Source organism: Bacillus sp. JJ1127, assembly GCF_036965845.1.
GTDB lineage: Bacteria > Bacillota > Bacilli > Bacillales > Bacillaceae_G > Bacillus_A.
In genome coordinates this window covers 92,851-107,329 of record NZ_JBALQK010000008.1, presented here as the reverse complement: position 1 = coordinate 107,329, position 14,479 = coordinate 92,851, and the positions used below count along the sequence as shown (strand labels likewise).

General features: G+C 36.6%; 14 protein-coding genes and 1 pseudogene. 5 read left to right on the top strand and 10 right to left on the bottom strand.

The features are described 5' to 3' along the window. Positions 1-88 precede the first annotated feature (88 nt). From V7183_RS01510 to V7183_RS01490, 5 genes and pseudogenes are all read left to right on the top strand, one after another. A complete protein-coding gene (locus V7183_RS01510) occupies positions 89-262 on the top strand; it encodes a hypothetical protein (RefSeq protein WP_335358476.1) in 174 nt (57 codons plus the stop codon). 351 nt (positions 263-613) lie between these two features. After that, positions 614-730: a YjcZ family sporulation protein gene (locus V7183_RS01505; protein ID WP_097899321.1), complete on the top strand. Its 117-nt coding sequence runs from the start codon at positions 614-616 to the stop codon at positions 728-730. A gap of 17 nt (positions 731-747) precedes the next feature. Next, positions 748-861 (top strand): annotated as a pseudogene (locus V7183_RS01500) (family 1 glycosylhydrolase); the annotation flags it as partial. Positions 862-1,162: 301 nt separating this feature from the next. Further along, positions 1,163-3,352 (top strand): N-acetylmuramoyl-L-alanine amidase family protein, encoded by a 2,190-nt coding sequence (locus V7183_RS01495; protein ID WP_335358475.1) that lies wholly within the window; start codon positions 1,163-1,165, stop codon positions 3,350-3,352. Between the two features lie 541 nt (positions 3,353-3,893). Further along, positions 3,894-4,205 carry a heavy metal-binding domain-containing protein gene (locus tag V7183_RS01490; RefSeq protein ID WP_097899204.1) on the top strand — a complete coding sequence of 104 codons (312 nt, stop codon included), beginning with the start codon at positions 3,894-3,896 and terminating at the stop codon, positions 4,203-4,205. Between the two features lie 384 nt (positions 4,206-4,589). Here V7183_RS01490 and V7183_RS01485 read toward each other — a convergent pair whose 3' ends face one another. From V7183_RS01485 to V7183_RS01440, 10 genes are all read right to left on the bottom strand, one after another. Next, positions 4,590-5,930 (bottom strand): MFS transporter, encoded by a 1,341-nt coding sequence (locus tag V7183_RS01485; RefSeq protein ID WP_097899205.1) that lies wholly within the window; start codon positions 5,928-5,930, stop codon positions 4,590-4,592. A 19-nt stretch (positions 5,931-5,949) separates the two neighbouring features. After that, entirely contained in the window at positions 5,950-6,984 is a 1,035-nt protein-coding gene (locus V7183_RS01480) for an ABC transporter substrate-binding protein (RefSeq protein ID WP_335358474.1), read from the bottom strand. Further along, a complete protein-coding gene (locus tag V7183_RS01475; RefSeq protein ID WP_097899207.1) occupies positions 6,981-7,763 on the bottom strand; it encodes a DUF3919 family protein in 783 nt (260 codons plus the stop codon). The genes V7183_RS01480 and V7183_RS01475 overlap by 4 nt, the downstream gene beginning before the upstream one ends. Before the next feature lie 66 nt (positions 7,764-7,829). Beyond that, positions 7,830-9,260 (bottom strand): sensor histidine kinase, encoded by a 1,431-nt coding sequence (locus V7183_RS01470; RefSeq protein ID WP_097899208.1) that lies wholly within the window; start codon positions 9,258-9,260, stop codon positions 7,830-7,832. A gap of 8 nt (positions 9,261-9,268) precedes the next feature. Then, a complete protein-coding gene (locus V7183_RS01465) occupies positions 9,269-9,940 on the bottom strand; it encodes a response regulator transcription factor (RefSeq protein ID WP_097899209.1) in 672 nt (223 codons plus the stop codon). A gap of 295 nt (positions 9,941-10,235) precedes the next feature. Further along, the gene (gene tagU, locus V7183_RS01460) at positions 10,236-11,150 is read right to left on the bottom strand and encodes a polyisoprenyl-teichoic acid--peptidoglycan teichoic acid transferase TagU (RefSeq protein ID WP_097899210.1); all 915 of its coding nucleotides are present in this window, start codon (positions 11,148-11,150) and stop codon (positions 10,236-10,238) included. Between the two features lie 246 nt (positions 11,151-11,396). After that, positions 11,397-11,831, bottom strand: coding sequence for a 3-hydroxyacyl-ACP dehydratase FabZ (gene fabZ, locus V7183_RS01455; RefSeq protein WP_097899211.1), 435 nt, complete (start codon positions 11,829-11,831; stop codon positions 11,397-11,399). A 436-nt stretch (positions 11,832-12,267) separates the two neighbouring features. Beyond that, positions 12,268-13,269 carry a rod shape-determining protein gene (locus tag V7183_RS01450; RefSeq protein ID WP_335358473.1) on the bottom strand — a complete coding sequence of 334 codons (1,002 nt, stop codon included), beginning with the start codon at positions 13,267-13,269 and terminating at the stop codon, positions 12,268-12,270. A gap of 164 nt (positions 13,270-13,433) precedes the next feature. Then, the gene (gene spoIIID, locus V7183_RS01445) at positions 13,434-13,706 is read right to left on the bottom strand and encodes a sporulation transcriptional regulator SpoIIID (RefSeq protein WP_042981008.1); all 273 of its coding nucleotides are present in this window, start codon (positions 13,704-13,706) and stop codon (positions 13,434-13,436) included. A gap of 338 nt (positions 13,707-14,044) precedes the next feature. Continuing rightward, complete coding sequence (locus V7183_RS01440; RefSeq protein WP_097899215.1) at positions 14,045-14,179, bottom strand: ABC transporter ATP-binding protein; 135 nt, start codon at positions 14,177-14,179, stop codon at positions 14,045-14,047. Positions 14,180-14,479: the final 300 nt, after the last annotated feature.

Here is a 14,479-nt window from a genome sequence, read left to right as displayed (position 1 = left end):
TACAAAATACTAACAAAAAGGACTTAAAAATTTCATTTCCAGAATATATAATTGTATTTGTATAAAATTGTTGAATGGAGGAAAATTTTTGTCTATATATAAACAATTGCCAAATGCTCTTTTAATCGGTTTTTTCATGGAAATTAATAAAAATATAGAAAAAGGAATTCTCTCAGAAGCTATGTATCATGAAATAGATCTAATTAAAACAGAAATGGAAAAACGAAATCTTTCAGAAGTAGATTTACAAAAAATTCACTAAGAATATATAGAATATCAATATAAAGGGGTACCGCCGCATTCTCATCAACTTAAGAAAAGTAAACATCCCAAAAGTGAAAAAATGAGTTGAATTCTCAAAATAACGAACTGTAGAGAAAGAAAACTTTCACTTAGAGGTTACTTTAGAATCTTAGCTTGATGGTGATGTGGCGATACTCCATATTATTAAAATGAATGTGGTTATCAAGTCAGAGGAAAGCATCTGAGGGTGTCTTTTCTTTTTTTGTAAAAGGACCTGCTCAATTAGATCGAAACAACATAAAGTAAGATAGAACCGTTAAAAAATGTGCACCCAAGTGTTTTTGTCTCCTACTTCAAAGGAGGATTTAATATGGGATTTGGTGGTAGTTGTGGTGGTTTTGGTGGCGGATTCGCTTTACTCATTGTGCTATTTATTCTATTGATCATCATTGGATGCAGCTGTTGGGGAGGCGGATTCGGATACTAAAGAAAAAAGGCGCTCATTTGAGTGTCTTTTTTTTATGGGGAGGGGCCACTGCAGCTAATCAAATAGAAGGCGGATTTAATGAAGGGAATAAAGGACTAAATATTGCTGATGTTCTTCCAGGTGGAAACGAGCTGCTCTAACTGTAGAGAAGCAGGATTGTCGTTTGGTACCCCCCTCTTTGTTAGTGAATTAAAGAGATTAAAATTCGTTTACGATATTGAGAAGTTCACCAGCAATCTTATTTTTTGTAATTTCATGAAAGGCTTTTCTAATCGTATGAAAGACTTTTGTAACATTTACGAAAGTCTTTTGAAAGATATTTAAACTAAAATGAACTTTCGAGCATGAAATTCGGATTAATAAGTAGATAAAAAACAAATAAAAAGTGAGGAATGACGTTATGAATGAAAAATCCTCCCTGTAGGAATTGCAATGGGGATTTTATTCAGCTCCGCTCCAATAACAGAACATAAAGTGAAAGCAGATGTTGATACGGCCGCAACAATTATTACAACATTTGGAGAAATATATAATACGTTTCTTGCAGAGCCATTTGGGGAGTGGCTAGACGAAACCAGTGCAAAATCCCTTTATAACCGTGGTCTTGAAAACAGTGCTTACATAGCTCCTACTTTTCAAAAAGGAGAGTTTGGTATTACTGTGTTTGATTATTATAAAGATCAAAATTTTAGCAAGAAGGTTAAAGTTGCTTATGCTGATGGGAAGGTTGAATATAAAACAATCAAGCATGGGCAACAACTTCGTATTAAGCAAGCTGGTACAATAGTAGACTTAACTCCTGATGAACCAGAAGTATCTAAACATAATCTTTTGTATATTACACAGAAACAATTAGATGAAGGAAAGACAGGTGTTGCTCTTACAAACTGGCAAACCTTTTATCTAGAAAGTAGCAATGAAGGTCATTACACTAATTTAGCAGATAAATTTGTACGAGGAGAATTCCCAGGTGCTTATACGAAAGGTGGTGTGCTTGATGTTCGTTATACATTTAGGGATCTTTTTAACCAACTACCAGAAGATAAACGAAAATTAGGAACAGCTACTTCAGAGCCGGTAAGTAAAGATGTTCTTTGGAATTATCTCACAAGCGATTCTGAAGCTTTTGCAGATTTTAATGACCGAGTAGTAAATGTATTTGCAGATACGAATCTGATTTTAGAAACACCTCTTGCATTACCATTTATTACATTAAATGACGGTAAACCTTATCAAATTATTCCTTATAAAAAAGGATCAAATAAAGTAGTAGTAAAAACAGGTTCAAAATACCTTTCAGGAAAAGAAGGAAGTAAGCTTCAATACTCTGATTCAATTGGTGATGATGAAGTGTTTGAACTTGTTCAAATTGAAAATTCTGGTCAAAACGAATTTCAATTCCGTTTGAATAACAAGAATGGAGTAAGTTTGGCTGGTAATCAGTATATTTCACAATTCGGTACGGATTGGAGTTTTAAATCTGAACTTCGTTTCACTGCAAAAACCAACAATGAAATTCATAATTGGCTAAGAGAGTGGTATCCGGGTAAAGAAAATGAGAAACAGAAGCATGATGGAATACAGATAGTAGTTGATGAAAAGGATCCTACTAAATGGTCTGCAAAAGATTCTTCTGGGAATGTGATAAAAAACAGTTGGGTAAAATATGGTTCTGATTATTATTATGCAGGGCACGATGGAGTTTTCCTAACAGGTTGGAAAGAAATCGATGGGAAGACATACTATCTCCATCCAGATTATCATGGCGAAGCATTATCGACAAGTGGCTCAAATGGAAATCATAAGGTTGATGGGAAGAACTATCACTTTGATGATAAAGGTGCTTTGCAACGATCAGCTTGGAGCGATCAAAGCTATTCTGATGAGTCTGGAGTGTTTATTAAAGAAGGTTTACGAGAAATCGATGGTAAAATTTATTACTTCCAAGATTACAATGCAAATAAAAATGAACTACGTCTAGAAGATCAAGGTGTCATTCTTCACTTTTCTGACAAAGGTGTGCTTGAGAGAGCTACTGATCTGAATGGAAAAGCGCTAGGTATTCAGAAGTATGTTTCTCTTAGTGGGAAAACGTTAGTGTTTGAAAAAGATGGTTCTATTAGAAAAAACGGTGTCTCTAAAATCTTTTTACCTGGATTATTTGATGAAAAGGAGCAACCCGTACTGGTTTATTACAGCTTAGAAGAAGGGCCTTCCTATTCTGGTTGGAAAGAAATCGATGGTAAAAAATATCATTTCGTGGGTGGCAAACACTATACTTTCGATGGTCATGAACCTATTGACGGAAAAAGATATTATTTTAATCAGGACGGAGAAGCTAAGCTAACTGGGTTTGATAAAGTTAACAATAAAATATACTATTATAACGATAAAGGCGAAATGCAAACAGGATGGCAAGAAATCGATGGTAAATGGTATTACTTCGATGAGTCTGGAGCAGCTAAAATAGGATGGTTCGAAGTTGGTGGCGGATACCACTTCCCTTATTACGGATACTTTACTTATTATGCTAAAGAGGATGGTTCTATTTATACAGATACCACGGTTGAAATTGATGGAAGAACCTATAAGTTTGACAGCCATGGACACAAGGGCTATTAAGTAATACAAAAAAGTCTATTTTTATAAGTATCACTCGTTAAAAGGGATGATTTTACCTGACTTAAGCATACAACCCTGAAAAACTAAAAATGACTGTTCCACTCAGTGAGTGAGAAAATCGTTTGAAGAGTTAACTTATATATACAAAAATGGGTCATATTATGCACTGGATTCTATTCCTATTTCTATAATGTGGCCCATTTTATTTTTGTAGGTATACTCATTTCTTGTTGATTCTATCCTTTGAGATTGACGAAAATATAAATATTTTTGCTCAATTGAAATCACTCTATGAAGCTTTGGGGATTTCTTACTATACAAAAATGTCGAAATGTATATAACCGCTCTAAAAAAGTAAATCCTAACTCAATTTATATGTTGAAAAAATAAAATGGATATAGATATCTTGTTTGTTTTACTAATCTTACAGAACTGTCATCTTTATGTAAGGTTATTCGATAGTTCATTTACTATTTCAATGTGATAATAGCAATATAAGAAATAACATTAAATTTTTAGAGGTTATAGGAGAGTGTCGATAATGATTTTAACAACAACTACTGTTATTCAAGGAAAAGAAATTATTGAGTATATTGATATTGTAAACGGTGAAGCAATTATGGGTGCAAATATCGTACGCGACATATTCGCTTCTGTTCGTGACGTTGTCGGCGGCCGTTCTGGTGCATATGAAGGTAAATTGAAAGAAGCACGTGATATTGCAATGGAAGAAATGAAAACACTTGCGAAGCAAAAAGGTGCAAATGCAATTGTTGGTATTGATGTAGACTACGAGGTCGTTCGTGACGGAATGTTAATGGTTGCCGTAAGCGGTACCGCTGTACGTGTGTAAATAATAGAAAAGAAGCATAATTACGAAAGCATCTCGTTGGAAGTTGAGGTGCTTTTCCTTTTTTATAAAACACAAGAAACTTATCAAACAATGATACATTCTTTTAGGTGGACGAGAGCACCTGGCCGTGCATAGAAGCGGTCAGGGCCTTTTCCTACCACATCCAAGATTTTAAACAAAAGGAGAAAGCAAGTGTGAGGCTACTAAAAAAGCACCTACTCTGAGTAAGTAACGGAACTTTTATAGACTTTTTCAGTATCCTCAGCGAGTGCAAGTCACTTTTCATTCTGTTTAACAACAACCTACGAGGGCGAATATACTTTAAACAAACGTTTGATTAAAAAAGAGAACCTACCAATTGATAGATTCTCCTCTTCGAAATCATTAAGCAATTTGCTTCTTAGACTCTTTTCTCTCATGACCAAATTGAACGATAAATAAGAATATCGTAGATAAAATACCGCCTGCTAATAGTAAGATGAAGCAACCGTCCCAACCAGAGCGATCAACGATAACACCAATCGCTGCGTTTGCAACAAGGCTTCCGCCTAAATAACCGAACAAGCCACACATACCAACTGTTGTACCTATTGCAAACTTTGGTACTAATTCCATTGCACTTAAACCAATTAAAAATTGTGGTACGTAAATTAAGCAACCAATAATTGAAACTGCAGCACTCACAACAAGTATGTTAGATGCTTGCCAGTATACGAGCGTTCCAATAACAACACCAACCATACTAAACACACATAGTGGCATACGTTTTCCTTTAAATAACTTATCACTTAACAAACCAACGATTAATGAACTTGGAATTGCCATTGCTTCAAAAATTGAATATGCTGCATGCGCTTCTGTTTTTGTAAATCCTTTAACTGTTGTTAAATAAATCGGTACCCAGTTAATAACACCGAAACGAATTAAGTATACAAATGCGTTCGCAATACATAAATACCAAACAAATTTGTTTTTCACTACATATTTCATCAAAATTTCTTTTGGTGACATTTTGTTGGCATTGTCTGCCTTCTCAAGATCTTCATAATCATTGCGATATTCATCAATTGGTGGAAGACCGACAGATTCTGGTGTATCCTTCGCATTGAACCACATAAGAACTGAAATTACCATTGCAATGATCGCTGGGAAGATAAACACGCCAGCTTGCCAATGACTTTCACCGAAAATACCAACACCAATTCCAACAATCGGTGGTACAAGCATTGCACCGATATTATGTGAAATATTCCAAAGTCCTGTTTTTGTACCGCGCTCTTTCTTCGAGAACCACTTTGCCATTACAGTACTACAAGGCGGTGCCCCCATCCCTTGGAAAATATTGTTGAACACTAATAATGTTAAAATCATTCCAAATGAAGATGCAAAACCAAAACAAATATTTATAATTGCCGATACGAATAAACCAACCGCAATAAACCGCTGAGCATGCGCTTTATCTGATAAATTCCCCATAAAGAACTTACTTAGTCCATACACAATCGCCGTAACGGAACCTAATAAACCATATTCCGTTGCACTAAAACCATATTCTTTCATTAAGTACGTACTAGATAGCGTAAAGTTACTACGAACTAAATAATACGCTGCATACCCAACCGAAATTCCCAGTAACACGCGAATACGCATGAGTTTGTATACTTTATCAATCATATCTGCTGGTAAGCGCTCTATTATTGGCGCTGGCTTAAGCCATTTAAACATATCATCTCTTCTCCTTTTCTCACTTTTGAGAGAGACGTTGTCTATTCCATATCTCGATTACTCCACTATCTGATACATTTTTATTCGTTCTTCTAACAGGCTGGCCTTCTATTTCTTTCTGATTCTTCGCAAGCATTGTTGGTACGCCAAACGAAACTTTTTCTAAAATATGCCCCGCTTCTTCTGATAAACAATAATCAATAAATAAATCCGCTATAATACCACTCGGCGCATGTTTCAGTTTCGAAATCGCATTGACAGATAACCCTGTTTGCTCAGGCACTTTACTCAAAATCGGAAAACCTTGTTTTTGAAGCATCCGTTGGTCTCCCATGAAGTTAATACCAATCATATATTCACCGCTTGCCACATACTCAGCAGGCATGTAACCATTCACCGTTACCTCTGCAACTTGCTTTGCAAGGCTCCTTACATACCCCTTCGCCTCTTCTTCACCAAATGTATCAATAAGTGATTGGAACAACGTATAAGCTGTTCCTGAAACATTCGGATCAGGCATGACAATCTTTCCGGCATACGCTGGATGTAATAAGTCTTTCCACCCCGTTGGATATGAAAGTCCTAGCGGCGCTATTTCCTCATTCCATCGCTCTTTATTAATCGCAATGGCAAGCTGATCCACTTCATAGCCATACCAAAAACCATCCTTATCTTTAACGGCTTTAGAAAGACTATTCGTGTGCTGGCTTGTAACAGGAATAGATAGATCTTTTTGCTTCATCGTTTGATGTGCATCTAGTGTACCACCAATAATAATATCCGCCTTCGGATTTCCAGCTTCCGCTTCTACTCTCCTTAAAATCTCTTCTGTAGAAAGACGAATAAATTCATACGTACATCCGCGCGGTTTACAAAATGATGAAAGCAGCGCTTCACCAACTTCTTCACGAGCCGCTACATACGCAACAAGATGGCGATCCTTCAAAATCGGAAGACCATTTTCACTATATTTAATAGAGGGTGTATCTCGAGAGCAACTAGACATCGCTCCTCCTATTACTAGCAAAAAAAAGAAAAAGGCTATCTTTCTCATGAAACATTCTCCTTTACAAATGAAGTTGCTAGGGAGCCTTTCATATACATCACGTTCCCGTTATTATCACCAAGATATTGCACAACAAAGTAAGAAGGATATACAGAAATCGTCAAAACATCCTCACGTTCATTCTTTACCTGCTTCCCGTTTTGATAAGCAGTCATATAAGCGATTGGATCCTTCTGTGATTGCAGTAGCTGCTGAATTTCTCCGTAGTCTGTAATTTGCTTTGCTTGCCGAATCGAATCAAGTAATCGCGTAAGATCAGTAGAACGCACTATATCACCTTGCCGCACGATAACTTCCTTTGCTGATGCAAAAAAGTTGCCGATAGACTCTGGTGTATAATACAAGCTTAACAAATACGTTTGGAATGCGGAAATCATTGGATCCGTACCATTCTTTCCGTATACGTTTTCCTCATACTGGAACAAGTCACCTACTGCAAAAGTACGCTTATGTCCATTCAAGTACGTTACTTCTCCAGTAAATACTTGTTCATGGATATTTGCCTCTGTCTGTTCCATTCGAATCCGGTCAAAAAATGAAACAATCGCATGTAGACGCACTTCATCCGTTACAACTAGCTCTCCCCACTTCTCATGCTTTACTCTCACTTCAGTAGGAAGGGATTCATTCGCTCTTTCTAAAACGGCTTGTTTGTCATCCAACGTTGTAACACGGTTATATAGCTGCTTCTCTAGAAAATAAAACAACACAAGAGAAGCAATCGTGCAAAAGACAAACAAAAGGATTTGAAATGATAGCCTTTTCATTTCTGCCTACCTCCAAGATAAAAAAACGTTGTTTCGAAAATACCGCATAATTGTTTCATAAATGTATCATTCAACCGCTTTCAAATTTTTTATATATTCCAAACGTCTCGGTAACAAAAATATGATCGTCACCATCGTACCCACTTCTTCACTACTCTCAATTCGCATGCTTCCGCCTTGCTTATTCATAATCTCTTGGCAAATGTACAAACCGTACCCATTCCCATAACTGGAAGAGAGTACCTTCCCTTTTGGAGAACGATTCCATTCAGCCAATATACCTTCATCCATACCAATTCCGTCATCATAAATAAAAACTTTCGCCTCATGCTCATTTACAACGACATTCATACGTACTTGTGAGGCATCGCTATATTTAATCGTATTATCGAACACATTCAAGAAAATCTGCTTCGTTTTATCGAAATCCGCAACAACATGTGCCTCTGTTAACTCATTTACAACTTCAATTTCAAATTGCTGCAAGCGAGGTTTCACAATCGAAATCGCTTCTTCTGCTAGCTCCTTTATATTTACAATTGTTGGTGAAACTTCAAATGTACTTGTCCCGTACTTTGAAGATTGTAGTAACTCCTCAACAAGTGATAATAACCGCTGACTTTCCACAGAAACATAATGAAGACTTTCCTGTATATCTTTCTTCGATTGCAATTTCGGAATTAAATCTACATAACCGATAATCGCGGTAAGCGGTGTTTTTAACTCATGTGTAATCCTATCTAAGAAATCCTTCTGCTTCTCTTTCTCTTCCTTAAGCTGCGAGATATGCAGTTCAATCCCATCAGCCATCGCATTAAAGGACGCCGAAAGCTGTGCAATTTCTACATACTCATTTAACTCAATCTTACTTTGATAATCTCCATTTGCGAGCCGCTTTGCCATTTGTCTTAACTGATCAATCGGTCTGTGAAGAGACTTTGCTAAACGAATCGCAAAGAAAATACCACCAGCCACTAAACAAAGGGATGTAACAAGAAACGTCCAGCTCACATTCATTAAGACTTCTTTCTCATCTTTTAACTCATGGATAAAGCGAATTGCTCCAATCACTTCATTCCCTCGGTAGACAGGACTCGAAAATAATAACAATGGTGCTGGATCACCATTTTCAAAAACGTAAGCTTTCTTTCCCTGTAACGATCGATCTATGTCTATATTCTTATGAAGCAACGCCCCTTTTTGCGTATCCGCAACGACATCTCCATTCTTCCCAATCATCTGTACCCGGACATCCATCCTCTTCCCTAAATAAGAAGCAATCAGCATTGAACTCTGTCCAAGAGTCTCTACTTCCGCTTCCTTCTCTAAGTAATTCATCGTGTAAATTTGCGCCTCTACACTTAACTTCTCCAAAGAGTCTGCTGCACTATGGTACATATTTTTCTCTAGTGCAATATAGGTCACTGTATAAAGTAGACACAAAATTGGAATTAACAATCCGGCAATACCAAATACCATATTTCGTTTTAACGACATCTTATCACCTAACAATCTAACTTATACCCAACGCCATAGATCGTCTTAATATGCTCACCGCTTGCCCCAAGCTTCTTCCGAAGGCGCTGCACCATAATATCAACTGCTCTTGTATTTCCGATGTACTCAAAGCCCCATACCTTCTCCAGCAGTTCATCTCTCATAAACACACGCTGCGGATTCGAAACAAACAGCTGACACAAGTTAAACTCTCGGTACGTTAACTGAATCTCCTGCCCGCTCACATGCACCTTTCTTTCCTTTGGACAAATCACTAACTCACCAGCTCGAATCACCTCATGATCCCGAGGTACTTCTCTCTTCGTCACGCGCCGCGCCATATTCTTCACCCGAAGAATAAGCTCCGCATAATTGAATGGCTTCGTCACATAATCATCAGCCCCAAGCTGAAGACCAAGCAATTTATCATTCATCTGACTCTTTGCTGTAAGCATCAACACTGGAATATCTCGGTCCTTCTCCCGAAACAAACGAAGCAATTCATACCCATCCGTATCCGGAAGCATCACATCTAAAATAAGTACATCCGGCTCTTCGTCCCATCTTTGCAAGGCCTCTTTCCCATCAGCTGCCGTCAATACTTCATATCCTTCCATCTCCAGCTGCATCCGGATCAAATTGCGAATGCTCGACTCATCATCAACTACGAGTATTTTCATGGTCTCCTCCTTCCATCTCATCTTATAGCACAGTTTAGTATAGCAAATATCGTACACAAAAAGAGAAGGGATTGTCGAACATATGTTGAACGACGATACCCTTTCTGTAATCAATTCATTATTTAGCTACAAAGTAATCTGTAACATACTGCTTCCAAACCTCATTTCATTTAATGTTCTTACTTCGTTTATCCGATTGTATTAGCAATTTTCTTGTTCCATTATCAATGGAAGTGACAAACTATACACAAACAAACCCAACTCCCGCCAAAGGTAGTTGGGTTTGTTGCAAATATTACTTAGTCAATTCAAGATGTGCTTTTAATTTATTTGTTAAATCTTGCTTCGCTTGGTCTGACACATAATAGTACCAAATACCGTCAGCTGCTTTATGTCCATCACCTGGAATTTGAATATCTTCACTGTTGTTCAAGCAATCTTTATAGTTCTTTTGTATATCAAACATTTGATCTTGTGTTAAATTTGTCTTTACGTTCTTTTGAATTGCTGTTAATACATCACCATAACTTGTAAGTGATGAGAAGCTTGCACCTTTTTTAATAACTGCCTGTAGCACTTGGCGTTGGCGCATTTGGCGGCCAAAGTCACCGCGTGGATCTTCTTTACGCATACGTGTAAATGATAAAGCTTCATCACCTGTTAAATGAATATTCCCTTTAGCAAAATGATGATTGTCTTGCGTAAACTCTAAATCATTATTTACATCTACACCACCAACTGCATCAACAATATCCTTGAATCCTTCCATATTTACTTCAATGTAGTAATCGATTGGTATATCCAAGAAATTCTCAACTGTATTAACTGACATATTAATACCACCAAATGCATATGCATGGTTGATCTTGTCTTTCTTACCTTTACCAACAATCTCCGTATATGTATCACGAGGAATACTTAAAAGCTTCATTGACTTTTGCTTCGGATTTAATGTGATGACCATTAAAGAATCTGAACGCCCTTTATCATTGCCACGTTCATCAGCACCTAGTAATAAAATGGATACCGGTTTTGAATCTTGCACGCTTACCTCTTCAGCTCTTTTCTTTGAATGATCGCGGTCTAACGGTTGATGTACTTTATCTAACGTACTAGAAACAGAGGAATAAATATGATAGGCATACGCTACACCACCTATTAAAAGAACACCCGCAATCCCTAAAATCCACAACAGGATTTTCTTTTTCATCAATTCAACCTTCTTTCGTTTTAAACATCATCAACTTTTAGTATAAACAAATGCACCTCTATGCTTGTTGTCCAATTTTAGTAATTAAAAACTATTATACGATACATTTACCTTTTTATCATTTGCCCTCTCAATATTTTTCCATATATAAACATTAACCCGATTTTGTTCAAAAAAATAGACAAATGACAATAATTATCCTTCTTGTCATTTGTCTATTAAAAAATCTTATATTTACTATGACGCCTATTCTTTCTTCTCACCAAGTGCAAATGTAATCTCTGCTTCGCAAGCAATTTCACCGTCTACAGTTGCAATCGCTTTTCCTTTTCCGATTGGACCACGTACACGCGTCATTTCAACTTCTAAACGAAGTTGATCGCCTGGGCGTACTTGTTTTTTGAAGCGGCAATTATCAATACCTCCGAAGAAAGCGAGACGACCACGATTTTCTTCTTTCTTTAAGATAGCAATAGCTCCGACTTGTGCTAGAGCTTCTACAATTAATACGCCCGGCATCACTGCATAGTCAGGAAAATGCCCGTTAAAGAATTCCTCATTTGCCGATACATTTTTAATTCCAACTGCTCGCTTACCCTCTTCTACTTCCAAAACTTTATCAACAAGTAAAAATGGATAGCGGTGCGGAATAATTTCTTTAATTTGCTCTATATTTAACATGAAAATATCGCTCCTTCTTTCACATTGGTCTTACCACTAGGATATATTGTTATTATCCCATTTTACCCACAGTTTGTCATTATTAAAAAGAAGCAGTATTTGTTTCGTAACTTTTCAAAAAAAATGCACACACTCTTTTCTAAATAACAAGCTTCATATAACAAAATAATTACAGCTGGCACGGAGGTAGAAAAGAGTGTATGCCCAAGTTAGGGAAAGGCAATATGTATTCAAAACATTGTTTGCCTTAAGTGTCGTATTCCGCATTATTATATTACATATAATTTCAAATAAGAAAATATTAAATTTAACCATATATATGAATATATTACCTATTTTCTTTATTTTTCTCCTATTTTCTTTTATTTTCTTAAAAAATTGGAATTTAAAAAAATACAAAAAAGAACTAAGATTATCTCCTAGTCCTTTTTGGGGATTATTTCAACGCACGACGTGGTAATTTGTCGATATTTTCCAGCATAATTCCTGTACCAACTGCAACACAATGCATTGGGTTTTCAGCGATTAATACTGGTACTTTTAATTCTTCTGCCAGAAGCATATCGATACCGTGTAATAATGCCCCGCCACCTGTTAGAATTACACCGCGGTCAATGATGTCTGCAGATAGTTCTGGTGGAGTACGCTCTAATACGCCTTTTGCAGCTTGTACAATGATAGCTGCATTTTCTTTTAATGCTTCTGTAATCTCTTCTGAACATACTGTAATGGTACGCGGTAAACCTGTTACCATGTCACGTCCGCGAATTTCAAGTTCTTCACTACGTGCACCTGGGAATATTGTACCGACTTTAATTTTAATATCTTCTGATGTACGTTCCCCGATTAATAGCTTATACTTGCGTTTAATATAGTTTAAGATCTCCATATCAAACTTGTCTCCAGCCATTTTGATAGAGGAAGAGGTAACAATATCACCCATTGAAAGTACGGCAATATCCGTTGTACCTCCACCAATATCAACAACCATGTTTCCGCTTGGCTGGAAGATTTCCATACCAGCACCAACAGCAGCTACTTTTGGCTCTTCTTCTAAGAATACTGTTTTACCACCTGAACGCTCAGCAGCTTCACGAATTGCTTTTTGCTCTACAGATGTGATATTTGTTGGACAACAAATTAAAATACGAGGTTTTGAAAAGAAGCTCTTTACGTCCAATTTGTTAATGAAATACTTTAACATTGCTTCTGTAATTTCGAAGTCTGCAATTACACCATCTTTAAGCGGACGAATCGCTACAATATTACCAGGTGTACGCCCTACCATGCTTCTTGCTTCTTCACCTACTGCTAATACTTTTCCAGTATTACGATCAATTGCCACAACTGATGGCTCATTTAATACGATACCCTTACCTTTTACATGAATTAATACGTTAGCCGTGCCTAGGTCAATTCCGATATCTCTCGCAAACATTCCTGTGTTTTCCTCCTCAATATTCAAAATCAGGTTATACCCGAATTCTTTTATACCTAATTTCTGATTTTATCATAAATTTAACAGAAACGTAATATTCGCAAAAAGAATTCTTCTTAAAAAAATATTACAGAACGAGTAAGGAATGTTTGCCATATAATCATTTATTGTCGCACTGTTTTTTCTGTATCTTCTTTTCGGTACTTCTGTTTTGTCGCTTCCCCTCCTCTTAGGTGACGAATCGACTTATGATAATCAAGAATTTCTTTCACTTCATTTGCGAGCTCTGGATTAATTTCTGGTAGACGCTCTGTTAAATCTTTATGAACTGTACTTTTTGATACCCCAAATTCCTTTGCGATTACACGCACTGTCTTTCTTGTCTCCACGATATACTTGCCAATCTTGATAGTTCTCTCTTTGATGTAATCGTGCACACCACTCGCCTCCCTAAATTGGATGTGAGAAGTGTGAAATGAGACTCGCTGCATACGACTAAGAAGTAAATTCGAGTGCTGTTTGTAAGCGTTAAACATTCTAGAATTTATAATGAAATGATTCACGATTTCTCACCTCAAACACTCTCTTTGCTTTGGTTTATACCATTGTATTGCCCGCACTACTGATATATGCTACAAGTTCGGTATTTTTACGGACTAAGTTAAGAAAAATTACAAATTTTTGTGAGAAATACGTTAACAATGACAATTTTCACCTCGCAAACAACTTCCCTATTAATAGCCAAATAAAAAAATGACACCTTCTATAAAAGGCGTCATTCTTCACGATCACATTCTTCTTCCAATAATTGATGGTGGGGAACTTCTTTCTTGCTGGCAATGTAATAATATAAAGTAAATAAAACAAACAATAGAATAAGAGCAATCGACAGAACAAATACAAATGACAGAGTAATCCCCTCCTTTTAGTAATATATATTCGAGAATCTCGTCAATTTTCCTTGTTATTGCATTCTTTTTCTCGAAATTAATTATTTTTATGTAAAAATAAAAAAATCAGTTCTCCTAGTGAGAACTGATTTTCTTGTCTTCTTATTCTTGTGTAGAAGAAGAATCACTAGATGATTCTGTAGAACCATTTGTAGATTTATCCTCTTTTTTCTGCTTGTCTTCAGGCTTGCTATTTGTAGATTTTTCCTCTTTTTGCCCTTTTTCTTCAGGTTTGCTGTTTGTAGATTTATCCTCTTTTT

Bases quoted from the DNA above. Each gene is read 5' to 3' on its own strand.
- fabZ (WP_097899211.1), bottom strand. From the start codon at position 11,831: ATGTTAAATATAGAGCAAATTAAAGAAATTATTCCGCACCGCTATCCA.
- tagU (WP_097899210.1), bottom strand. From the start codon at position 11,150: ATGAAAAAGAAAATCCTGTTGTGGATTTTAGGGATTGCGGGTGTTCTT.
- V7183_RS01505 (WP_097899321.1), top strand. From the start codon at position 614: ATGGGATTTGGTGGTAGTTGTGGTGGTTTTGGTGGCGGATTCGCTTTA.
- V7183_RS01495 (WP_335358475.1), top strand. From the start codon at position 1,163: ATGGGGATTTTATTCAGCTCCGCTCCAATAACAGAACATAAAGTGAAA.
- V7183_RS01480 (WP_335358474.1), bottom strand. From the start codon at position 6,984: ATGAGAAAGATAGCCTTTTTCTTTTTTTTGCTAGTAATAGGAGGAGCG.
- V7183_RS01465 (WP_097899209.1), bottom strand. From the start codon at position 9,940: ATGAAAATACTCGTAGTTGATGATGAGTCGAGCATTCGCAATTTGATC.
- V7183_RS01470 (WP_097899208.1), bottom strand. From the start codon at position 9,260: ATGTCGTTAAAACGAAATATGGTATTTGGTATTGCCGGATTGTTAATT.
- V7183_RS01450 (WP_335358473.1), bottom strand. From the start codon at position 13,269: ATGTTTGCGAGAGATATCGGAATTGACCTAGGCACGGCTAACGTATTA.
- V7183_RS01490 (WP_097899204.1), top strand. From the start codon at position 3,894: ATGATTTTAACAACAACTACTGTTATTCAAGGAAAAGAAATTATTGAG.
- V7183_RS01475 (WP_097899207.1), bottom strand. From the start codon at position 7,763: ATGAAAAGGCTATCATTTCAAATCCTTTTGTTTGTCTTTTGCACGATT.
- V7183_RS01485 (WP_097899205.1), bottom strand. From the start codon at position 5,930: ATGTTTAAATGGCTTAAGCCAGCGCCAATAATAGAGCGCTTACCAGCA.